This window comes from Halorhabdus tiamatea SARL4B (assembly GCF_000470655.1).
Lineage (GTDB): Archaea > Halobacteriota > Halobacteria > Halobacteriales > Haloarculaceae > Halorhabdus > Halorhabdus tiamatea.
Genome location: NC_021921.1, coordinates 2,119,196 through 2,140,953, shown reverse-complemented (window position 1 = coordinate 2,140,953; position 21,758 = coordinate 2,119,196). Strand labels below are relative to the sequence as shown.

Here is a 21,758-nt window from a genome sequence, read left to right as displayed (position 1 = left end):
ACAGTGGAACGGTCCGATCAGGAGACCGTGATGGTCACCTCGTCGGTAGTCGATTCGTCGGCGTTGTTGGTCGCGGTCAGCGAGACGGTGTAGGTGCCGGCCGACGCGTAAGTCGTCTCGGCGTACCAGCCACTCGCCGTGTCGCCGTTGCCGAGGTCCCAGTCGATGCCCGTGATCCAGTTGCCACCACCACTCGTATCGTTCAGCCAGAACTGGACCGTCTCGCCGACGCTGGCCTCTGTCGTACTCGGGTCGATCTCCGCGACGAGATCGCCGGTCGTGCCATCGCCGTCGTCGCCTTCTCCGTCGTCGCTTCCGTCCCCTCCATCGCCATCGTCGCCGCCATCTCCGTCCTGGTCGTCGCCCTGACCGTCGCCAACGACGAGTTCGACCTCGTGAGTGGTGGACTCGTCGTCGTTGTTGGTCGCGGTCAGCGAGACGGTGTACGTCCCGGCGGAATCGTAGGTGTGTTCGGCCCACCAACCACTCGCGGTCGCGCCGTCGCCGAAGTCCCACGACAGCGAGGAGATCCAGTTGTCCGCGTCGGTCGTGTCCGTCACGCTGAACGTGACCCGCTCGCCGACACCGGGACTGGTCGTACTCGGATTCATCTCGGCGATCAGGTCGTCCGCGTCGTCTCCCTCGCCGTCGTCAGCCTCGCCTGTCGTCGCTTCGACGGTCGCCGTCGCGGACTCGTTGCCCGCGCCATCGACGGCTGAAACCCCGATCCCGTAGGTCGTCGCCGCGTCGAGACCGTCGGTCGTCGCGGTCGTCATCCCGGCACCCACCTGCTGGTCCTCGCTGCCGTCGAGGAAGACGCGATAGTGATCGAGTCCCGACGTGCCGTTGTCGGTGACGCCGTCCCAGGAGACGGTGATCGAGGAGGGCGTCGCGTCGGTCGCGGTCAGGTTCGTCGGTGTCGATGGTGACTGGGTGTCGCCGGTCTCGCCGCCGTCGCCCTCGACGGTAACCGTGACTGTCGTCGTGCCGTCGGAATCGGTCACGGAGGTCGTAGTCGTTACCGAGTCGCTGTCGGTACTGACCGAGATCTCGTGCTCGCCGAGGAACGCCACGGTACTGTAGGTTCCACTGCCATCGGTCGTCCCGCTGTCGTCGGTCCACCACTCGTCGTAGACCAGGCCGGTCCAGACGTCGTAGCTCGGCTTGGTGGACCAGTCTTCGTAGAAGAACGGCGCGTCGTCCTCCCAGTGGCGACCGTCCCAGAAGCCCCAGACGAGGAAGGACTCGACGCCCGGGTGACTGAAGGTCACGCGGAGGAAGCGTTCGAACCAGTCGGCCTTCTCGGCCTCAGACCACCCCGAGCCAGACTGGTCGTACTCGGTGATCTTGATCGAATCCGTGAGCTGGCCGTAGTCGTTCAGCGTCTGGAGGATCTGGCTCGTCGAGAGCGTCTCGTTCTGGCCGAAGTGACACTGGAGCCCGATCGTCCCGAGGTCGATGCCGTTGTCGAGGAGGTGCTGGGCGTGGGACTGATAGGTGCTGATCTCGCCGCCGTAGTTGCCCGCGAGGGCGTTGTAGTCGTTGATCGCGAGCGAGACGCCGTCAGGGCGGACGTCCTGGGCCTGCTGGTACCAGTCGGCTACGATGTCGGAAGTGGTCGGATTCGAAGTGAACGGATCGAAGATCGTCGTCGAGTGCTGGACCTCGTTGACGACCTCCCACTCGTGGATGTCGCTCCCGTAATGGTTCATTATCTCGTCGATGTGGGCCATCGACCGCTCGCGGATGGTCTGGGTGTCCCCGTTGTCGATCGCCGTCTGGACGTCCGACGGAACCGCGTAGTCGACCCCGTAGACGCAGACGTGGCCGCGCATGTTCAGCCCCTGGTCCAGGATCCAGTTCGTGGCGTCGTCGGCGAGTTGCTGGTTGTCCTCCCACAGCGCCCACTTGTGCTGGTTCTCCATCACGGCCGTGTTGAACAGCTCCGGGATGTACTCCCGGTAGTTATCGCCGGCACTGCTCTGGTTGATCAGGGTGTCGGCGTGGACTGCCGTCCCCCAGTTGAAGTCGTGGGACTGCTGAGCGACCGAGACGTCGGCCCCGGAGACTGTCGAGCCATCGGGGTTCTCGACGACGACTTCGAGGTCGCCCGTGCGGTGTTCCGCGATGCGCTCGTCGACGTCGAGGGAGGTGTCCGCGGTCTCGGCGGCCCCACTGCCCGTGGCAGCCGTGCCGAGTCCGGCCGCCGCGGCCGCCGCTGCGACGCCCCGGAGATAGTCCCGCCGGCCCATCGAAGCGACGGGCTCTGCTTGACCAGTCGTGCGTTCGTTCACCTCGTTTCCGTCTTCGACGGCGTCTGATTCGTGCGTCGATGCGTCGTTGTCGTGTGTATCGTCGTGCGTCATCGTGAGTTGGTGTTTGCGTTTCGAGGGCGATCCGCTACTGGAAGCGGATCTCCTCGATTTCGAGCGTGCCACTGCCGCCCTGCCAGAAGTTCAGTCGAACCGAGAGTCCCCCGGTCGACGGGTCGATGCCTGCCGATTCCATGTCGACGGTGACGGCCGAGGCCGAACTCCCGATGGTGTCGTCGGTGAATCTCGAGAGGAGTCCGCGAACGCCCCCGATATCCAGCAGGAACTCGTCCGCGTGCGCGTCGTCACCGCCCAGGACCATCACCAGATCCGAGTACTCGCTGACGTCCTGGCCGATCTGTTCGACGAACCACCCCGCGTTGTCGTATTCGAGGACGAGTGCGCCGTCTTCGACCTCACCGCCCCCGTTCTCGAAGGAGCCCGCGCCACACCACTGGCCGAGGTCGTTCCGGTTCGACGACCAGCCCGGATCGCCGTCGTAGTCGTCGACGACCAGCGCCCCGGCAGGCGTCTCCTCGTCGTCGGTGCCATCGCCACCGTCACCATCACCACCGACGGTACCATCATCACTCGCCGCGGTCGTCGCCGATACCGTCGCGGCCTCGGACTCGTTGCCCGCACCGTCGACCGCCGAGACGGCGATCTCGTAGGCGCTATCGGCCGACAGCCCCTCGATCGTCGCCGTCGTCATCCCGACACCGACCGTCTGGTCCGGCGAGCCGTCCACGGAGACGACGTACTGGTCCAGCCCGGACGTGCCGTTGTCGGTGACGCCGTCCCAGGAGACGGTGATCGAGGAGGGCGTCGCGTCCGTGGCGGTCAGGTTCGCCGGCACCGACGGTGGCTGGGTGTCGTCCGCAGCGCTGGCGTCACCCTCGACGGTGACTGTCACCGTCGTCGTCCCAGAGGCGTCCGAGACCGACACTGTCTCAGTCGTCTCCGCGCTGTCGGTGCTGACCGTGATCTCGTGGTCGCCCAGGAACGCCGTCGTGGCGTAGGTCCCACTGCCATCGGTCGTCCCGCTGTCGTCGGTCCACCACTCGTCGTAGACCAGGCCGGTCCAGACGTCGTATGCAGGTTTCTGTGACCAGTCCTCGTAGAACAGCGGCGCCTCGTCCTCCCAGTGGTCGCCATCCCAGAAGCCCCACATGATGAACGCGTCGACGCCCGGATGGCTGAACGCACCTTTGAGGTAGTTCTCCGTCACGTCGGCGCGCTCCTCGTCTCCGTTCCAGTCGTCGCCGTTGTAGGTGTCGAACTCCGTGATCTTCACGCGTGCGCCGTGGTCGGCCCACGTGTTGATCTCCGAGACGACCTGATCGGCGTCGATCCGGCCGTCCGGGTCGTCGTTGGAGTTGAACTCGCCCTGCCGGGCGGCGATATGTGCCTGGAGGCCGAGGGTGTCCAGCTCTGCTCCGTCGGTGTTGATGTGCTCGATCTCCGACTCGTAACGGTTGTCTGTGTAGGCGTAGGGGAACTGGTTGAAGTCGTTGACCGCGATGCCGACGTCGAGGTCGTTCTCCTCGATGACCGACGCGGCCTGCTCGTACCAATCCGCCAGGAGTGGGGAGGTCCAGGGCACGACCTCACCGTTCCAGGGCTCCTCGGTGTCGATCCGGTCACCGTAGACGCCGAGCTGGAGCTGGTAGACGTGCATCGCCTCGTTGACGACGTCCCAGTCGGTGATGTCCTCGCCGTAGTGAGTGATGATCTCCTCGATGTGAGCCATCGAGCGCTCGCGGATCGTCTCGGCGTCGCGCTCCTCGATCGCAGTCTGGATGTCGTCCGGGATCGCCGCGACGTCCTCCCGACCCCAGAGGCAGACGTGCCCGCGCATGTCCAACCCCTGATCGAGCAGCCAGGTGGTCGCCTCGTCGGCGACCTGTTGGTTGTTCTCCCAGAACCGCCACTTGTGGTGGTTGCCGAGCACCGCCGTGTTGAACAGCGCCGGGACGTACTCGCGGTAGTTGTCGCCGGGGTCGGTCCCGTTGACGAGCCTGTCGGCGTTGACGGCGGTGCCGAAGCTGAACGCGTGTTCCTGCTGGGCGATCGAGACCTTGGCGTCCGAGACCGTCGAACCGTCGGGGTTCTCGACGACGACCGCCAGATCGCCGGTCCGGTGTTCTTCGATGCGTTCGTCGATACTCAAGGAAGTGTCAGCCGTCTCGGCGGCCCCACTTCCCGTTGCGGAAGTCCCAATTCCGACGGCTGCGGCCGCTGCCGCGACGGTCTGGAGATAGTCTCGCCGCCCCATCGAGCCGACAGAATCGTCGGTCGCGACGGAGTCGGACGTCGATGCGTCGGTGTCGTGATTGTGTATCGTCATCTGTTGTCAGCCGTGTGTTTAGCCCGGTCGACCCCCCTTGCCACGAAAGGGCGACCTGGACCGTTCGTGAGCAATGCTATTCGAAGCGTATCTCGTCGATTTCGAGCGTGCTGGCACCGCCTTGCCAGAAGTTCAGTCGGACCGACAGCCCCCCGGAAGACGGGTCAATCCCTGCCGAATCCATGTCGACGGTGACCGTCGACGCCGAGGTCCCGATGGCGTCGTCGGTGAATGCCGAAAGGAGCCCGCGAGCGCCACCGAAATCCAGCAGAACCTCGTCTTCTTCGCCGCCGTTGGCCCCGCTCACGACGAAGACGAGGTCCGAATACCCCGAGACGTCCTGGCCGATCTGTTCGACGAACCAGCCGGCGTTGTCATACTCCATAACGAGTGCGCCGTCCTGCACGTCGCCGCCCTCGTTCTCGAAGGACCCGGCCCCACACCACTGACCGAGGTCGTTCTGATTCGATGACCACGCCGGATCACCGTCGTAGTCGTTCACGACGAGGGCGTCACCCGACGGCGTGCCCGTCTCCGTCTCGGTCTCTGTCGGCGTCTCGGTCTCAGTGTCAGTGGGTGTCTCTGTCTCGGTCGGCGTCTCGGTTTCCGTCGGCGTCTCGGTTTCCGTCGGCGTCTCGGTTTCCGTCGGCGTCTCGGTCGGAGTTGGCGTCGGCGTGTCCGTCCCGCTACCGCTTTCGTAGGTCGTCCCGTTGATCGTGACGTCGAAGGTGTTGTAGGTGGTCTCGCCGGAACTGCCCTCCCAGTACTCGTTGCCGAGTTCGACACCCGAGAGCCAGAGGCTCTCGTCGACACCGTGTTCCGCGGTGAGATAGTCGACGATCTCGGACAGGTCGATCCGGCCGCCGTCGTGGCCACCCTGGATCCGGAAGATGTAGAACGTCGCGTCCGTCCCGCCGCCGGCGTAGGTCGTCCAATGATCGACGGTGTTGCCAAAGCGGTCGGTCCAGACGGTTTCGGCCTGGACGGCACCGTGACTGTGCTGGTCGTTCCAGTCCAGGAGGAGCATGATCTCGTAGACGTGGGTCCCGGTCTCCTGGCTCGGTGGCTGGTCCATCAGCCACCACTCCTCGGCGAAGTCCCACTCGCCGCCGGATTCGGTGTACTCGGCCTCGACGTCGATGACGAGTTCCTCGACGTCCCGCCGGCGGATCGGGAACTCCGCGACGCCGGTGTCAGTCCCCCAGGGTTTCGTCCCACAGATCACCTCGGGATAATTGATCCCGCTGCCGCCTGCTGCGTCGAAGTCGTAGCCGTAACTGCCGTCGTCGTTCAACCAGACACACTGATCCGCCTCGGAGTTCCCCCACTGGTTGTCGACCAGGGTGAACCCGTCGGCGACGTCGATCGATCCGTACTCGTCGGAGTTACAGACCTCCTCGACCGCCGCCGCCGAGGCCGGCCCGCTGGCGTTGAGCGCGAGCGCACCCAATCCAACGCCGGCTCCCGTCAAGAGGAACCGCCGACGGGTCTGGGCCGAGACGGACGGACGATCGCGTAATCGCCCCCCGGAATCGGTAGTCGTGTCACTGGTAGTCGATTCTCCCGTCGGTTCGTCCGTGTCGCTGTCGTGTGTCATGGCTGTGGGCCGTGGCTTCGCCAGAACGGATCCCGTAACTCGGCCAGGCGTCCGTTACCCCCGTAACACGGCCGGCCAGCAGGGTCGTTCTGCGCTGTCGTGGTCGTCGGAAGGGCACGTTCGAACGTCGCGTGCTGCCCCCCGGTCGCTGGATGGCTAATTGGTCGATGCGTGTCTGCACTCGATCGGACCCCGGTATCGGGTCGATATCCGGGAGGCCGACATCCGCTGGCCGGTCGACCCGCGACCGCCGCGGGCGTGCCGGCGCTACGAGCGGAATCCCGGTCGATGGATCAGGAGATGGTCACCTCGACCTGGTCGGTGGACGTCTCGCCCTCGTTGTTGGTCGCAGTCAGCGTGACCGTGTAGGTACCTGTCGACTGGTAGCGCTCGTCGGTGTACCAGCCACGGCCCGAAGTGCCGTTGCCGAGTTCCCACTCCAGCCCGGTGATCCAGGTCTGGTTGCCGGTCTCGTCGGAGATCCAGAACTGGACGAGATCGCCGGTCGACGCCGAGGTCATCCTCGCATCGATCGTCGCGATCGAGCCCTCGGACGTTCCGTTGTCATCGTCGTCGGACTCGCTCGTCGTGGCCTGGACGCTCGTCGCGGCGGACTCGTTGCCCGCACCGTCGACCGCGGTGACGCCGATCTGGTAGGTCGTTCCAGCGTCCAATCCGTCGACCGTCGCACTCGTCGTGCCCGCCGAAACCGTCTGGTCCGGCGAGCCGTCGACGGAGACGACGTAGCTGTCGAGGCCGGACCCGCCCGAATCCGTCGACGCGCTCCAGGTCACGTCGACCGAGGATTGGGTCGTCGACTCGATCGAAACGTTCGACGGGGCCGACGGGGCTTGCGTGTCACCGTCGTCGCTGCCGGCGTCGGTGTCGGCCGTGATCGTCGTCGTCCCGGACGTGTTGCCGGCAGCGTCCTCGGCCGAGACCGCGATCTGATAGGAGGTGTCAGCAGCCAGCCCCGAGATGGTCGCACTCGTCGTGCCGGCCGAAACCGTCTGCTCCAGCGTGCCGTCGACGAGGACGTTGTACTGGGCAAGTCCGGCCGTCCCCGAATCTGAGGCGGCGCTCCAGGAGACCGTGATCGAGGAACTCGTCTCGTCAGTCACGGAGAGGTTCGACGGAATCGACGGCGCTTGCGTGTCGCCGCCGTCGCTGTCGCTTCCGGGCAGGTCGTTATTGCGGTTCTCATAGAGGTACTCCTGCCACCACTGTGCAGGACGGGCCTCGTAGTCGTGGATGACCCAGTCGCCGTCCTGACTCTCGTCGTGGACGAAGAAAGAGGGCTCCCAGGTGTGATCGAAGTTCCAGCAGATCGGGTGGATCGGGTACTCGTCGATGAAGCTCTCGAAGCCGTCGGCGTACTCGGAGGTCGTTCCTTCGAGGAAGTTGAAGCCGTCGCGACCGCCGCCCTCGGCCCAGCCGAACTCGCTGAGGAACACCGGAACCTCCTCGGCTGCCATCCCAAAGGAGTCCGACAGCGGCCGCATCCCCTCGTGGGCGTAGATGTGGCCGGTGTAACAGATGTTCTCGCCGTCGAACTCGTTGGTCGGTGCCCAGTAGGTGAGCTGACTCCACCGTGGGGAGCCGATCGTGACGAGGTTGTCGGGCGCATGCTCGCGGACAGTGTCGATCCACGGCTGAGCACGGTCGACCCACATGTCCCAGTACTGCTGGTTCTCTTCGGCGTCGTAAGCGGCGTTGCCTTCACCTTCCTCGCCAGTCGAGGGCATTTCGGTCGGCGACCCCCAGTCGCCCGCGTAGGGACCGGTCGGCTCGTTGTAGATGTCGTAGACGACGTGCGAACGGTCGTTGTACCGCGGCGCGACGAAGTTCCAGTACATCTGGAGCTCCTGGTCGAGCTCGGCGGCGTACTCCTCGGTGTAGCCATCGAGCTGTGAGGCCTGCTCCTCGGAGTGCCAGAGCACGCCACGTTCGCCACAGAAGCCGATGTCGTTCTCGAAGGACTCGCTACCACACTGGTAGTCGCCGAGGTCGTCCTCGTGTTGGGGCTGGTGGAAAATCGGGAAGTGGCGGTGATAGTCGACCATCACGTACAGCCCCTCCTCCTCGGCGGCGTCGACGATCGGGTCGATGTAGTTTGAGAAGTACGTCTCCAGGTCCGACTCGTCGATCTGGCCGGGCAGCAGCGGCCCCCAGTCGTCGTTGTGTGGCATACTCCCGATGCTGCCGGACCCGGCGTCGCCGATGTCCTGGGGCTGGGTCGGCACCCGGAGGATATTGTTGTGCCAGCCGCCGTCGTTTGACTCGTCGGTGTTCGTGGCCTTCTCGAAGACACCCATCGAATCCTTGCTTCGCCAGGACCGTGCCAGCCGGGCCGGATCGGCGATGTTGACCCCGCGAAGAACGACCTGGTTGCCGTCGGGGTCCTTGATCAGATTGCCGTCGCGGTGAAGCCACGGCGTGGGGATGCCGACTGCCGAGGCCGAACCCACGATACTGCTCGCGAATCCGGCCGTGATCGCACTCGCCCCGGCCGCCTTGAGGACGTCCCGCCGCGAGACATCGTCGATGATTCGCCCGTCGTTCGTCGTCGATTCGCTGCCGTCGTGTGTGTCGTGATCTGTCATTGTCCTGTATTTCGAGCCGCGTTACTGGAGACGGATCTCCTCGATTTCGAGGGTGCTTGTGCCGCCCTGCCAGAAGTTCAGTCGGACTGAAAGCCCACCAGCCGACGGGTCGATACCGGCCGATTCGAAGTCGACTTCGACCGTCGAAGACGAGGTCGAAATCGAATCGTCAGTCACGTTCGCGAGAAGGTCGCGGGCCCCACCCATATCGAAGAGGAACTCGTCCTCTTCGCCGCCGTTCGCCCCGCTGACTTCGAGGACGACCGACGAGTATTCCGAGACGTCCTGGCCGATCTGCTCGACGAACCACCCGCCGTTGTCGTACTCGAGGACCACCGCGCCGTCTTGAACCTCGCCGCCACCGTTCTCGAAGGACCCGGCCCCACACCACTGGCCGAGATCGTTCCGGTTGGACGACCACGCCGGGTCGCTGTCGTAATCGTTGACCACCAGGGCGTCCGCGGGCGGTTCGTCGTCGCTCTCGTCTTCGTCGTCACCGCCCTCGCCGTCGTCGGCCGCCACGGTCGTGGCCTGTACAGTCGCCGTGGCGGACTCGTTGCCAGCCGCGTCGACGGCCGAGACGCCGATCTCGTAGGTCGTCGCCGCAGTGAGCCCGTCGGTCGTCGCACTCGTCGTGCCAGCCGGAACTGTCTGGTCCGGCGAGCCGTCGACGGAGACGACGTAGCTGTCGAGGCCGGACCCGCCCGAGTCCGTCGACGCGCTCCAGGCGACCTCGACTGAGGTTTCGGTCGTCGACTGGACCGAGAGTGAACTCGGCATCGTGGGTGGAGTGATGTCCTCGTCGTCGCCACCGTCATCACCACCGCCACCGGTTCCTTCACCGGGGAGTCCGTCGTTGCGGTACTGTTCGAGGGCCGCCTTGACGTCGTCACCCATGGCCCCGCTGCCGGTGGTCAGCTCCCACTCGCAGGGTGGGTCCGAGCAAGCCTCGGGGACCGACCCGTTGTAGGGATCGCCGATCGAGTCGTCGGCGTTGTCGGCGAACGGCCGGCTGAACATCACGGGCCGCCAGACCGGATCGGCACACCAGGCTGTCCAGTGGATCGCCTCGCTCTTCTCGAGGAACTCCAGAAAGGCGGTCCCGAAGTCGTCGGTCCCGCCGATGTACTGTCCACCGTTCTCTTCCCAGCCGAACTCGGTAACGAACAGCGGCGCCTGCTCGTAGACGCCGGCGACGCCTTCGCCGTTGGTCGAAGCGTCCTCCCAGTCCTGATTCCGGCTGGAATTGTGACCGGGGTAGATGTGATAGGTGTAGGCGATGTCCTCGCCGTCGAACTCCTCGACGAGAGCGCCCTCCGGACTCTGGGTCCAACTGGGCGAGCCCATCAGGATCAGGTTGTCGGCGTGACTCCGGATCGTGTCGACCCACGGCTGGGCCATCTCGAGCCAGAGTTGCCAGATGTCGGCGACCCACTGGGTCGTCGTCGGGTCTTCCCACATCCCAGGCTCGGTCGGTTCGTTGTACACCTCATAGAGGACGTGCGATTGGTCAGCGTACCGCGGCGCGACCGTGTCCCAGAACAGGTCGACCTCGTCCTGGAGGTCGGTGTTGACCGGCCCGTCCTGGCCCTCCGCCCACTGGACGTCCCGATGGCGGTGGTAGTCGATGATGCAGTAGACGCCCCGATCGGCACAGCGCTCGACGACCTCGTCGAGGTGGTCGGTGAGATACGACTCGAGCTCGCTCTCGTTGAACGCCGGGACGGGCGGCCCCGAGCCGGGTTCGTACTCGCCGATGTCGACCGGCTGGACCGGGACGCGGATCATCCGCGGATACCAGCCGTTTGACTCGTCGGTGAGCATGTCGATGACCTGGGTCGCCGTCATCCCGCGCGCCTGGGCGGTCTCGTTGATCCGCTTTGGATCGGCGATGTTGACGCCACGAAGAGTGACGGTATTTCCGTCGGGATCCTTGATCAGGTTCCCGTCCCGGTGGAGCCGGGGCGTCGGGATCGACGCTGACGCACTCCCGAGCGCGCCCGTTCCGACGCCGAACGCTAACGCGCCGGTCACGACGCTACTTTTCAGAAACGTCCGCCGCGAGGGCCCTTTCCCGCCCGGCGGTCCGTTCGACTGCGATACCTCTCTGTCCCCTTTTGAGGGTCTGTCTGGATCTGTCATACTACCCCTGTCGCGCACTAGTTGGCGCGTATGAATTTGCAACGTATTGCCACTATAAAATAGTTTCCCTTGAATGAGATGTGATGTATTTATCAGAACGTAAAATGCCCGTTTAGCGGAAATAAACTCAGAATGAGCCCGAATACCGAGTTTGAAAGAAATATACTAAATCTTATATATAATAGTCTGTTCCCATATATGTAAATTTTAATTTCAATTCCCGATGGATAGTAAAACGCAAGGAAAGGGGCGCAACAGTGGTTTATTCAAGTTCAATTGACTTTTTTAGATATGTAAAAACATATTATTGACAAGTAAATGCTCATATAATACAGTCGGTTTCGGCCGGGGAACTGACGATAGAAGCGGCTGGACCTTGGGAGACAGGACGGCACCCAGGGACGTCGTCAGGTGGGGAGTTCGATGTCCTCAAGCGTGATGCGGCGGGCTTCGAGATCCTCGATCAGCGCACCCCAGCCGCCGATCGAACGGCGGCCCGTCGGCGTCCAGAGGATCATCGACGCCTGTCCGGAGAGTTCCGCGAGCGTCGGCGGGCGGTCGGTCGCCGTCTGCCCCGAGTAGACGACGTCGCGCAGGACCCCCGAGATCGTCCGTTCCTCACCAGTGTCCGTATCGATACCCTCGACAGTCAACGAGACGGTCGCGCCGTCCCACCACAGCGGATAGACATCGCGGACGAACTCTTCGAGACAGACGTACACCAGTGGATACGCTCGACCGTCCCCGATCGGTTCCCAGACTGACCACAGGCACGTTTGGAAGTACCACTGGAAAATAAACGAGATGATGTCGTCGTTGATAATGACACCGTAGGGGTCGGGAAGCCGTGCCGTCGGCGCAAGTGACGCTTGAGTCCGGTCGATCAGCGCGAGAAAAGGACTCTGAATCGAGCGCCGGCGCAGTTCGGTGACGACGTCACTGACGGGATGGTCGACGAGGTCCGGCCGCTCGCCCGCAGTCGGAAACACTGACGCGCGGACGACCACGTCGTTCTCGGCGGCCGTCGTGAGGGCGCTTTCGAACGCCACCAGTTGCTCGTCGGTGAGCGCGAGGTCGACCGTCGAGTCGGCCTCACGGATCAGGTCCTCGGCGTGATCGATCGCCGTCTCGGCCCGCTTGCTCACGTTCATCTCGTGTTCCCCGAGGGGTGCCTGTTCCCACCGATCCTCGATCTCCCCGGCGACCTCCCCGAGGCGCTCGCTCGTCGCCTGAAGGTCCGCGACGAGGTCGGCCGGGTCGCTGGCGCGTGCGTGTAGCGTCTCCCGATCGAGCGTCTCGACGTACCCCATCTGTTCGAGTTCCTTCAACACGTCGTAGATGCGTGGGGCTGGAATCGAACAGTGTCTGGCGACGTCGACAGCCGGCGAAACCCCCTGTTCTAGCAGCGTCACGTACGCCTCGGCCTGATACGTCGAGAGTTCAGCGTCCGAAAGACCTGCCACGAGTGTGTCCCGATCCATTGTCTTTCCCCACTAATTGACTGTCTCAGTTTGATATATAATTGTTTGGAACGAGTGAAACGTCCGGCCGCAGATACGACGGTCGACCGTCCCGGCCTGGCGGGAGTTCGAATCGCTTAAGGGTGCCAGCACGGTAGTACCGATAACTCGCTGGTCGGCGGGCAGCCAGCGGGCACCTGTTTAGGCAGGACGGAATGTGGCCGCCTCGCGGCTGAACCACCCAACGCCCGCGGTGAAAGACATGGCACGAAGCTTCTACTCGCACATCCGAGACGCCTGGAAGAACCCCGACGAAGGCAAGGTCGCCGAACTCCAGTGGCAGCGCATGCAGCGCTGGCGCGAGCAAGGTGCGATCGAACGGGTCGAGCGACCGACGCGCCTCGACCGCGCCCGGTCGCTCGGCTACAAGGCAAAGCAGGGTATCGTCGTCGCTCGCGTGAGTGTCCGGAAGGGCAGCGCTCGCAAGGAACGACACATTGCCGGTCGACGCTCGAAACGCCAGGGCGTCACCCGGATCACGCGCCGGAAGAACCTCCAGCGCGTCGCCGAGGAGCGCGCGACCCGGAAGTACCGCAACCTGCGCGTACTCAACTCCTACTGGGTCGGCGAAGACGGGAGTCAGAAGTGGTTCGAAGCGATCCTGGTCGATCCGAACCACCCCGCGATCGAGAACGACGACGACCTCAGCTGGATCTGTGACGACGACCACGAGAACCGCGCGATGCGTGGCCTGACCAGCGCCGGACAGCGCAACCGTGGCCTCAACGGTCGCGGCAAAGGCACCGAACACACCCGTCCGAGCAACTCAGGCGACAGCGGGCGCGCGAAGTAACCGAACCTCCGTTTTTGCCGATCGGTTTCGAAGACGACAGCGGCGTCGTCGGACTAGCTCAACGGAGCCGTTGGTGTCTCACCTCACCGATGGATGCACGGCTCGAGGAAGCGGGAGAGAATCGAACCCGAGCGGTGCAACGACAGAACGCAGAGAGACCGATTATCGGGCCGCAGCAGCGACGCGTTCTTTCTCCTCTTTCTGGTTGACGGCGTAGGTCTGGACGTCGTTGTTGGCGGCCCCCATCAGCTGTTGGGCGAGCGCTTCCTCGGCGTCAGTCGGCGTCTTGAACGAGGCGTTGTGGGTCCCCTCGGCGAGGAACTTCAGGGCCTGATCGACGCGGCGCTGCGGGGAGATATCGACGGCCTTGGGCACGCTGATGCCACCGTACTTGAGCCGAACGGTCTCCTCGCGGGGGGCGCTGTTCTCGATCGCCCGGACGAGCACCTGAACCGGATTCTCGTCGGTGTTGTTGTGGACGATCTCGAAGGCTTCTCGGACGAGACGCGTGCTCTGTTGTTTCTTGCCCGTGTTCTCCTCGGTCTGCATGAGGCGGTTGATGAGGCGCTCGACGATGGAGATCTCGGACTTCTGGAACTGCTTTTTGGCGTGGCGACCCATCGTGTGCGCGATCGGCGTGACCGTAATGTAGCGTTCGGTCGAGGGATCCCGGAACTCGATGTCGTCGGTCGCCCAGCTACCGAACAGTTTCGCGCCAGTCGTCTCCGTCTCGGTCTCCGCGTCGGCTTCTGAGTCTGTCTCGGCACTCATGGTTATCGCACCGGTTTCTCGGCGTTGCCCCGAACGAGTTCGATCATCGAGACGCCGTTGACTTTCTCGACCTTGTAGTTGACACCCGAAAGGTCACCCATCGCCCGACCCTTCGCGCCACCGATCCCCGCGATCGTGACCTCGTCGTGCTCGTCGATGAAGGAGATCGCGCCGTCGCCGGGACAGAACGCAGTCACCTGTTTGCCGTTCTTGATGAGCTGGACCCGAACACACTTTCGGATCGCCGAGTTGGGCTGTTTGGCCTCGATCCCGACCTTCTCCAGGACGATACCGCGGCCCTGGGGTGCACCTTCGAGGGGGTCTGACTTCGCGCCCAGACCGCGCTCGCGGCGGGCGTACTTCGAGTCGGACCACCGATGTTGCTGGCGGTCCTTCTTGAGCTTGCGTGCGGCGTACTTGCCGTTTGCCATAGTGACCGGGAATACCCCGTGAAGCTACTTAAGCGTCTTCTTTTTCCGACACCGCCGACCGATTGATCGTGGCAAGTGAGAGCCACTCACACGGCCGAATGAAACCCGCTACCACACAATATTTTCGATTTATCCAATTCCGCATTTTTTGTTTGATACTGCCGGGGTAACATTTAGGCGAACACTCGGGAAACGGTGAAAGCAGTGAGATATAATGAGTAAGTCGCCAGGGATCGGTAGTCGGATCGAGCAGTTACTGCCGGATCAAATCAGGAAGCGATACGTTCGGAAGTTCCTTCTCGTCGTCGTGATTGTCACGACCCTCGTCTTGGTCGTCGGGGTTCTCGCACAGTCCTCGGTCGGGGCCCAGTTGACGGACATGCGGACCCAGCAACTTGAGACGTCAGCCACACAGACAGCAGACTCGATGCAACAGTGGGACCAGCGCCAGAGGGATATCGCCGAGATGATCGCCAACCACTACACGACCTCGCAGTTCAATGCCAACGGGATCAAGGACACGATGCAGAGTGAGGTGTTGTCCCGGGATCTCCTCGCTGCGATCCACTACGTCGACATCGAGAACGGAGAGATAATCAGGTCGACGATGGAGGGGCTCCAGGGCGAACCTCTCTCCGTCCGGAACCTCTCTTGGGAGCGAGACGGTATCAACCCGGCGGGCGTCGACGAGGGCCGGGGGCGCCGGACCTTCTATACCGTCGGCGGGGAGACAAGGGTCGCCTACATCAGTCGAACGCCGGAGGCTACGACTGGGATGGTTCTGGTTTATGACGTCCTGGATCGTGCGAACGCGCTCACGGCGTCGATCGAGAACGGATCGACGACCGTCGTCGACGAGGACGGCACGATTCTCTTTGATACGGACCGCAACGCCACGCTGACACAGTACAGCGAGGGCAACGAAACGGTCGAGATGATCCGAGAGGCCGACAACGGCAGCGTCGGCGTGGCAGATCGGGGTGACGAACTGGTCGGGTACGCGCCGGTCAACGGGTCCGACTGGATCGTCCTCGAACACGCGCCGAAGTCGGCGGCCTTCGCGCTACGTGACTCGGTCACCACTCAGTTGATCATCGTGATCGGGGCGACGCTGGCGGGACTGCTGGCGCTGACGCTGTTCGTCCGTCAGGACGTCATCCCGTCGATCAGGTCTGTCAGCGACGGCGCAAACGAGATTGCCGCCGGGAACCTCGACGTCGACATCAAAGACGACGGACGGATCGACGAGATTGGGGAGGTCCGTGGAGCCTTCAGGGAGACACAGTCGTACCTCGGGGTCGTCGCGGAGCAGGCCGAAGCACTGGCCCGCCAGGACTTCGAGGATCCGGTACTCGACGAGGACGTCCCGGGCGACCTCGGCGAATCCCTCGAGACGATGCGGACGGATCTCCAGGAATCCATCGAGGAGATCGAGGCCGCCAGAAAGCAGGCCCAGGTATCCGAGCAAGAGGCCAACGAACTGGCCGAGTCCCTCCAGGCGAAGGCCGACGATTTCAGCACCGTCATGGCCGAGGCGGCCGAGGGCGACCTGACCCAGCGTCTCGACGAGACGGCCGAAAACGAGGCGATGGCCGACATCGCCGTCGCCGCAAACGAGATGCTCGAGGAACTCGAGGACGCACTCGCCGGAGTCCGGACCTTCGCCGCGGACGTCGATGACTCCGCCGAGGAGATCGCGACGAACGCCCGCGAGGTCAAACGCGTCAGCGAGGACGTGAGTGCCTCGGTCCAGGAGATTGCGAACGGTTCGGACCGTCAAAACGAGAACGTCCAGGCTGCCTCCGAGGAGTTGACCGACCTCTCGGCGGCCATCGAGGAAGTGGCCTCCTCGGCAGACGAAGTCGCCCAGAAGTCCCAGCAGGCCGCCGAACTCGGTGAGACCGGTCGTGAATACGGCTCGGACGCGATCACGGAGATGAACGCGGTCGAGAGCCAGGCCGAGGCCACCATCGAGGAGGTCGAGAGCCTGGAATCGGCGATGACCGAGATCGAGGAGATCGTCGAACTCATCGACGAGATCGCCGACCAGACCAACATGCTCGCGCTGAACGCCTCGATCGAGGCCGCCCGCGCGGGCGAAGCCGGTGAAGGGTTCGCGGTCGTCGCCGACGAGATCAAGAGCCTCGCCGCCGAGACCAGCGACGCGACCCAGGACATCGAGCAGCGCATCGAAGACGTCCAGGCGGCGACCGACCACGTCGCCGAGGACATGCACGACATGGGCGATAGCGTCACCGACGGCATCGGAACGGTCGAGGACACTGTCCAGCTCTTGGAGGAACTCGTCGGGCAGGTCGAGGAAGCCAACACCGGCATCCAGTCGATCAACGACGCGACCGACGACCAGGCAGCCTCGACCGAGGAGGTCGTCGCGATGATGGACGAGGTCGGCTCGATCAGCGAGGAGACCGCGAGCCAGGCCGAGAACGTCTCGGCCGCCGCCGAGGAGCAGACGGCCTCGATCACTGAAGTCACCCAGCGGATCCAGTCGCTGACGGAGCAGTCCACCGAACTCCGGGGGGCTATCGATCGCTTCGAACTCGAAGCCGACAGCGAGGTGAACGAAACGGCCGACGACACCGGCTTCGAGTTCGGCACAGAGGCCAGCCGTGAAGACGCCGACGCAGCCCTCGAGGACAGCCTGAACGAGAGTGAGGGGCCCGACAGAGCGGACAGGGAGGTGACGATCGACGACGAGAGCGGCGACGAAGCCGACGACGAGAGCGGCAGCGAAGCCGACGCCGAACCGCTGGCCGACGAGACGCCCGCCGCGGACGAGGAGAGCGCGACACCAGACGGTGGCGAGACGGATCGCTGACGAAGTCGAGCGGAGGACGCCAGTCAGGCGGCGGACGTCACTCAAGCGGACTGCCCGTCGATTGTTCGTTGCCGACAGCGGATTTTCGAAAGACGACTCGGATTCGAGCCCAACACGACTCGAGAGAAGCGAGTCCGTGCTGACTGTCGCGGGCCGTACCTTCAAATCAGGGGACGCCCAACGACACACTGTCTGCATGACAGATGCGCCGTCGTTCACGATCCCGGCCCGCCCCCGTCGACAGTACGACCGGGCGGGGCGGCTCTCGTATGAGGGATCCGTGCTCTTCCGGCTCGAACCGACGGATCCGGAGGAGGTGGATCTTCGAGCCCTCCTTGAGACTGTCCTCCGGACGTGGCCGTACCGGCACGGCGACTTTCACGACCTCCCGATGGTCGTCTACCTGGTCCGCGACGATGAAACGAGCGACGTGTTCCGGGTGTCGATTCGGGACGGCGCACTCCAGTTGCACGTGCTCCCGGCGACCGAAACCGCCGGACTCAAGCAGTTCTACGGGCGACTGGACGATGTCAGTGACACCGAATGGGACATCTACCGCCGGGTCGAGGCTGTCCCCGACACAGAGTGAGAACCGACGACGGCCGACGTTAGACGCCGTCGACGGTCTCGCGGTAGTTGCTGATCGCCGTCCGAGCGTCCTGAATGGTGGCGGCTGTCCCGTCGTCGACCTCCTGTTGGATCTCGTCGAGCCCGGTCTGGATGCGCGCCATGCGACCGTGGTCGGGGCCGCGCTCGGCCTCGGCGAGTTGAGCGAGTTGGCCTGCGAAATCGGCGAGTCGGTCCGCGTTCGCCCCTGCGCTGTCTGCCGCTGATTCGAGTGTGTCACTCGCCGCCGCGAGTTCGGTTCGTGTCATGAATCGAGATGGCAGAGGAGCTTCCAAAGGCGTGACGCCTGGGGCAAGGGCGGGTCGGTATCTCCGACAGCGAACGAGCCCGTTTCCGACGGGACGCCGAGCCAGGTTACTGTCGTGGGTCGACCAGCGGAACCGTCTCCCGGACGGCGAAGTCGAAGCGATCGGTCGCCAGCAGGCCCGCGCCGAACAGCCCGGCGACACCGACCGCGAGCCAGTTGCCATACCAGGCGTTGATCACGCCCCAGAGGATCACGAAACTCACCAGATCGTCGAGCATGAACCCGGTCCGGTCGAGTCTGTCGAGCAGGCCGGCCCGCTGGAAGCCCAGGTCGAAGGCGAGGACGGCGACGCTCGCACTCAGGATCCACCCGAGGTAGTTCGACAGCGGGACGCCATAGAAGTGAATCGCCGTCGCACTCGCCCAGAGACCGTCACCCGCGAGTGGGGGGGCATACTCCCAGAAGCCCAGGCCCACGGCTCCCGGATCGAGGACGAGATCCATCGCGAGGACGGTCGCGACGACTGCCGGCAGGCGGACTCGCGTCAGCGCGGCACGGTCGCCAAGCAGGAGCAGACAGAGCAGGTACGCGTTCAGGACCAGCGGGAAGAAGAAGATTGGGAGTGCCGCCGGGACGGTATCCAGCAGCATCGGCCCGAGGTCGATGACGTACTCGAAGTCGCCGTAGGGAAGCCCGGTTAGCACACCGAGGAACTCGATCCCGTAGGTATACAGCGTCAGCCCGACGATCGCGAGGGCGGCCCGGCGGTCGACTAACGGGGCGACACCGGCGATCAATGGCAGGCGCATCACCGCCGTCCCGAACAGCACCAGGTAGGGGTTGAACTCAAGGATGCCCGGGAACCAGCCCTCCGCGCTGGCGACGAGCATGACCGCCCCGATCGCCGGGAAGATCACCGCGATGGTGAAGCGGTTTTCGGCGACGAGTCTGTCGAGTCGTGCTTCAACGGCGCGACGGTCCCATTCAGCCACCGTACATCAGCCTCCAGAGGTAGCCCATCGTCAGCGCCATGCCGACGACCGTGTTGATCGCCGGGTACCACCAGTACGCGCGATCGACGTCGACCCCCGAGACGGCAATGGCAACCTGCAAGAGCGGGTAGACTGCCAGGACAGCGCCCAGAAGCGGGTGGACCAGGGCAAACCCACCGGCAGCGAGTGCCCACACGACCCCGCAGTAGGCGTACGTCCGACGCTGACCGAGGACGGTCGCCGTCGTGGCGATTCCGGCCTGGCGATCGGGTTCGATGTCGGGGATCGCCGAGAACGTGTGCATCGCCATCGTCCAGAGCCACCCGCCGACGATCGCCGGGGCCGGCGGGAGCTCGCCCGCAACGGCAGTGAATGCCAAGACGCCCGGCAGGACGTACAGGCCGTTCGACAGCGAGTCGAGGCCGGGTGTGGTCTTGAACCGCAGCGGCGGCGCGCTGTACTCGACGGCGAGAACGAGAAAGGCCCCGAGCGTAACCTGCCCGGCAGGACCGACGACCAGCGCGAAGGGAACTGCGAGCAGGCCAGCGACGATCACTGCGGCCAGGACCCACCGCTCGCCGGAAAATCGGACTTCCGGCCCCTCCGATTTCTTGGGATTCTCGGTGTCGATCTCGGCGTCGAAGACGTCGTTGACGCCGTAGAGGAAGACGTTCGCGGGAACGAGGAAGTACGCGAATAGCGCGACCGACAGCGGCGTGATCAACTCGGCCGTCGAACCGGCGGCGTATACGACGCCCACGACTACCGGCCCAGCGAGATACAGCCAGAAGCGGGGGCGCGAGAGGACCAGCAGGTACCGCAGGCCATCGAGCAGGCTCGAACGCCGCCCGCGCCGTAACTCCGTCGCCGTCATCGACTGTTCGAAAGCACTGCCTCGGCTGCGTGTTCGCCGCTAATCAACGTCATCGGGACGCCGACGCCTGGCGTCGTGTACCCGCCGGTAAAGTACAGGTCCTCGACCGCCGAAGACTCGATCGGCGGCCGGAACATCGCCGTCTGGCGAAGCGTGTGGGCCAGCCCCATCGCCGTGCCCTTCGTGGCGTTGTACCGGTTGGCGAACTCCGAGATGGAGAACTGTTCCTCGACGACGATCCGGTCCTCCAGCTCGACGCCGGTGTTCTCGGCGATGTCCGCGAGTATCTTGTCGCGATAGCGGTCCCGCGTCTCCTGTGGGTCGTCGAGTTCGGTGGCGATCGGGACCAGCGCAAAGAGGTTTGTGTGCCCTTCGGGCGCGACGTCGTCGTCGGTCTTCGAGGGAACACAGAGGTAGTAGGACGGGTCTTCGGGCCAGGCCGGATCCTCGAAGATGTCGTCGAAGTATTCGTTCCAGTCGGTCGGGAGGACCAGCGTGTGATGGGCGAGTTCGGGCACCTCGCCCTCGACGCCGAGATACAGCAAGAACGCGGAGGGCGCGTAGGTCCGGTCGTCCCAGTACTCGGCGTCGTACTGGCGCTCGTGGGCGGGCATGAGGTCGCCTTCGGCGTGGGCGTAGTCGGCGTTGGCGACGACGACGTCGGGCCGGCGCTGGTCGCCGTCGGCCGTCTCCACGAGGAACCCTTCTTTGCGGCGGGTGATCTCCGTGACTTCGGTGTCAGTCTCGATGGTGACGCCCAATTCGTCGGCGAGGTCGACGACCGCGTCGACGACGGCCCCGATTCCGCCCGGCCCGCCATCGGCTGGCTGGGGGTAGTAGACGCCGAGGTTGAAGTCGGCGTGACTCATCATGTTGTAGATCGCGGGCGTGTTCTTCGGCGAGCCACCGAGGAAGACGAGCGTGTACTGGACGATCTGCTGGAGTTTCTCGTTCTCGAAATAGTCCTCGACGTGGCCCTGCATCGAGCCGAGTAACTTCAGCCCGAGCGTGCCCGTCTTCAGCAGCGACGGGTCGATCCAGTCCCGCCAGGTCGGGCGATACTCGTAGACGAAGTTCTCCATCGACGTCTCGTAGTGGCGCTGGCTCGTCGCGAGGTAGTCGTCGAAGGCCTCGCCCGCGCCCGTCTCGTAGGACTCGAAGAGTTCGCGGTTCTCGTTGCGGTCGGCGCTGATGTCCACTTCGTCGACGCCTTTTTGTGGACGCTGTCCGCTCGAACGTTCCGAGGCGCTTCGCGCCTCGCTGTCCTTGAAGAAGATCTTGTAGTGGGGGTCGAGCCGTTCGAGTTCGTAATAGTCCTCGGGTTCGTGACCGAAATGGGAAAAGAACCGTTCGAAGACTTCGGGCATGAGATACCACGACGGTCCCATGTCGAAGACGAACCCGTCACGTTCGAGGCGGCTGGCCCGCCCGCCGACCTGGTCGTTCTTCTCGAGGAGGGTCACGTCTACGCCGGCGTCGGCGAGGTGGCAGGCGGCCGAGAGCCCGCCGAAGCCCCCGCCGACGATCGTCACGTCGGCGTCCGTTGTGGGAGTCATCGCGTGAAACCGACGCGGGGAACCCGGATAAATGTGCGGCCCGATCGTCACGCAGCTGTGGGGTCCAGAAGGCGGCGCACGCAGGTCCGGCATCCTTATGACTGTCA

General features: G+C 64.3%; 15 protein-coding genes. 3 read left to right on the top strand and 12 right to left on the bottom strand.

From position 1 onward, the window contains the following. Positions 1-17: 17 nt before the first annotated feature. The 6 genes from HTIA_RS10520 to HTIA_RS10495 all read right to left on the bottom strand — a co-directional run bounded on the left by HTIA_RS10520 (position 18) and on the right by HTIA_RS10495 (position 12,482). On the bottom strand, positions 18-2,366 hold the full coding sequence (locus HTIA_RS10520; RefSeq protein WP_008523913.1) for an endo-1,4-beta-xylanase: 2,349 nt from the start codon (positions 2,364-2,366) through the stop codon (positions 18-20). Positions 2,367-2,400: 34 nt separating this feature from the next. Beyond that, the gene (locus HTIA_RS10515; protein WP_008523914.1) at positions 2,401-4,659 is read right to left on the bottom strand and encodes an endo-1,4-beta-xylanase; all 2,259 of its coding nucleotides are present in this window, start codon (positions 4,657-4,659) and stop codon (positions 2,401-2,403) included. A gap of 76 nt (positions 4,660-4,735) precedes the next feature. Then, entirely contained in the window at positions 4,736-6,256 is a 1,521-nt protein-coding gene (locus HTIA_RS10510) for a GH12 family glycosyl hydrolase domain-containing protein (RefSeq protein ID WP_008523915.1), read from the bottom strand. 293 nt (positions 6,257-6,549) lie between these two features. Next, entirely contained in the window at positions 6,550-8,859 is a 2,310-nt protein-coding gene (locus tag HTIA_RS10505) for a fibronectin type III domain-containing protein (protein ID WP_008523917.1), read from the bottom strand. 21 nt (positions 8,860-8,880) lie between these two features. After that, positions 8,881-11,001 carry a cellulase family glycosylhydrolase gene (locus HTIA_RS10500; RefSeq protein WP_020936336.1) on the bottom strand — a complete coding sequence of 707 codons (2,121 nt, stop codon included), beginning with the start codon at positions 10,999-11,001 and terminating at the stop codon, positions 8,881-8,883. 407 nt (positions 11,002-11,408) lie between these two features. Further along, positions 11,409-12,482 carry a TrmB family transcriptional regulator gene (locus HTIA_RS10495; protein ID WP_008523919.1) on the bottom strand — a complete coding sequence of 358 codons (1,074 nt, stop codon included), beginning with the start codon at positions 12,480-12,482 and terminating at the stop codon, positions 11,409-11,411. A gap of 241 nt (positions 12,483-12,723) precedes the next feature. Between HTIA_RS10495 and HTIA_RS10490 the strand changes: the two genes are divergently transcribed. Continuing rightward, positions 12,724-13,314, top strand: coding sequence for a 50S ribosomal protein L15e (locus HTIA_RS10490; RefSeq protein WP_008523920.1), 591 nt, complete (start codon positions 12,724-12,726; stop codon positions 13,312-13,314). A gap of 162 nt (positions 13,315-13,476) precedes the next feature. Here HTIA_RS10490 and HTIA_RS10485 read toward each other — a convergent pair whose 3' ends face one another. Together HTIA_RS10485 and HTIA_RS10480 are read right to left on the bottom strand one after the other, a co-directional pair. Continuing rightward, positions 13,477-14,085 (bottom strand): 30S ribosomal protein S7, encoded by a 609-nt coding sequence (locus tag HTIA_RS10485; protein WP_008523921.1) that lies wholly within the window; start codon positions 14,083-14,085, stop codon positions 13,477-13,479. Positions 14,086-14,087: 2 nt separating this feature from the next. Continuing rightward, positions 14,088-14,516, bottom strand: a complete 429-nt coding sequence (locus HTIA_RS10480; RefSeq protein ID WP_008523925.1) for a 30S ribosomal protein S12 — start codon at positions 14,514-14,516, stop codon at positions 14,088-14,090. Positions 14,517-14,730: 214 nt separating this feature from the next. Here HTIA_RS10480 and HTIA_RS10475 point away from each other — a divergent pair, with 214 nt between their 5' ends. Both HTIA_RS10475 and HTIA_RS10470 read left to right on the top strand, forming a co-directional pair. Continuing rightward, positions 14,731-17,355, top strand: a complete 2,625-nt coding sequence (locus HTIA_RS10475) for a methyl-accepting chemotaxis protein (protein ID WP_008523926.1) — start codon at positions 14,731-14,733, stop codon at positions 17,353-17,355. Between the two features lie 196 nt (positions 17,356-17,551). Further along, entirely contained in the window at positions 17,552-17,944 is a 393-nt protein-coding gene (locus HTIA_RS10470) for a hypothetical protein (protein ID WP_020936333.1), read from the top strand. A gap of 19 nt (positions 17,945-17,963) precedes the next feature. On the opposite strand, the gene HTIA_RS10465 is transcribed toward HTIA_RS10470, so the two are convergent. From HTIA_RS10465 to HTIA_RS10450, 4 genes are all read right to left on the bottom strand, one after another. Further along, complete coding sequence (locus HTIA_RS10465; RefSeq protein ID WP_008523929.1) at positions 17,964-18,230, bottom strand: DUF7553 family protein; 267 nt, start codon at positions 18,228-18,230, stop codon at positions 17,964-17,966. Between the two features lie 106 nt (positions 18,231-18,336). Then, the gene (cruF, locus tag HTIA_RS10460; RefSeq protein ID WP_008523932.1) at positions 18,337-19,221 is read right to left on the bottom strand and encodes a bisanhydrobacterioruberin hydratase; all 885 of its coding nucleotides are present in this window, start codon (positions 19,219-19,221) and stop codon (positions 18,337-18,339) included. Continuing rightward, complete coding sequence (locus tag HTIA_RS10455; RefSeq protein WP_008523933.1) at positions 19,214-20,095, bottom strand: prenyltransferase; 882 nt, start codon at positions 20,093-20,095, stop codon at positions 19,214-19,216. Before HTIA_RS10455 ends, cruF begins: the two co-directional genes overlap by 8 nt. Continuing rightward, positions 20,092-21,651 carry a phytoene desaturase family protein gene (locus HTIA_RS10450; protein ID WP_008523936.1) on the bottom strand — a complete coding sequence of 520 codons (1,560 nt, stop codon included), beginning with the start codon at positions 21,649-21,651 and terminating at the stop codon, positions 20,092-20,094. The genes HTIA_RS10455 and HTIA_RS10450 overlap by 4 nt, the downstream gene beginning before the upstream one ends. Positions 21,652-21,758 lie beyond the last annotated feature (107 nt).

Coding starts and splice junctions, on each gene's coding strand:
- HTIA_RS10475 (WP_008523926.1), top strand. CDS start 14,731: ATGAGTAAGTCGCCAGGGATCGGTAGTCGGATCGAGCAGTTACTGCCG.
- HTIA_RS10470 (WP_020936333.1), top strand. CDS start 17,552: ATGACAGATGCGCCGTCGTTCACGATCCCGGCCCGCCCCCGTCGACAG.
- HTIA_RS10510 (WP_008523915.1), bottom strand. CDS start 6,256: ATGACACACGACAGCGACACGGACGAACCGACGGGAGAATCGACTACC.
- HTIA_RS10490 (WP_008523920.1), top strand. CDS start 12,724: ATGGCACGAAGCTTCTACTCGCACATCCGAGACGCCTGGAAGAACCCC.
- HTIA_RS10485 (WP_008523921.1), bottom strand. CDS start 14,085: ATGAGTGCCGAGACAGACTCAGAAGCCGACGCGGAGACCGAGACGGAG.
- HTIA_RS10455 (WP_008523933.1), bottom strand. CDS start 20,095: ATGACGGCGACGGAGTTACGGCGCGGGCGGCGTTCGAGCCTGCTCGAT.
- HTIA_RS10480 (WP_008523925.1), bottom strand. CDS start 14,516: ATGGCAAACGGCAAGTACGCCGCACGCAAGCTCAAGAAGGACCGCCAG.
- HTIA_RS10495 (WP_008523919.1), bottom strand. CDS start 12,482: ATGGATCGGGACACACTCGTGGCAGGTCTTTCGGACGCTGAACTCTCG.
- HTIA_RS10465 (WP_008523929.1), bottom strand. CDS start 18,230: ATGACACGAACCGAACTCGCGGCGGCGAGTGACACACTCGAATCAGCG.
- HTIA_RS10520 (WP_008523913.1), bottom strand. CDS start 2,366: ATGACGCACGACGATACACACGACAACGACGCATCGACGCACGAATCA.
- HTIA_RS10515 (WP_008523914.1), bottom strand. CDS start 4,659: ATGACGATACACAATCACGACACCGACGCATCGACGTCCGACTCCGTC.
- HTIA_RS10450 (WP_008523936.1), bottom strand. CDS start 21,651: ATGACTCCCACAACGGACGCCGACGTGACGATCGTCGGCGGGGGCTTC.
- HTIA_RS10505 (WP_008523917.1), bottom strand. CDS start 8,859: ATGACAGATCACGACACACACGACGGCAGCGAATCGACGACGAACGAC.
- HTIA_RS10500 (WP_020936336.1), bottom strand. CDS start 11,001: ATGACAGATCCAGACAGACCCTCAAAAGGGGACAGAGAGGTATCGCAG.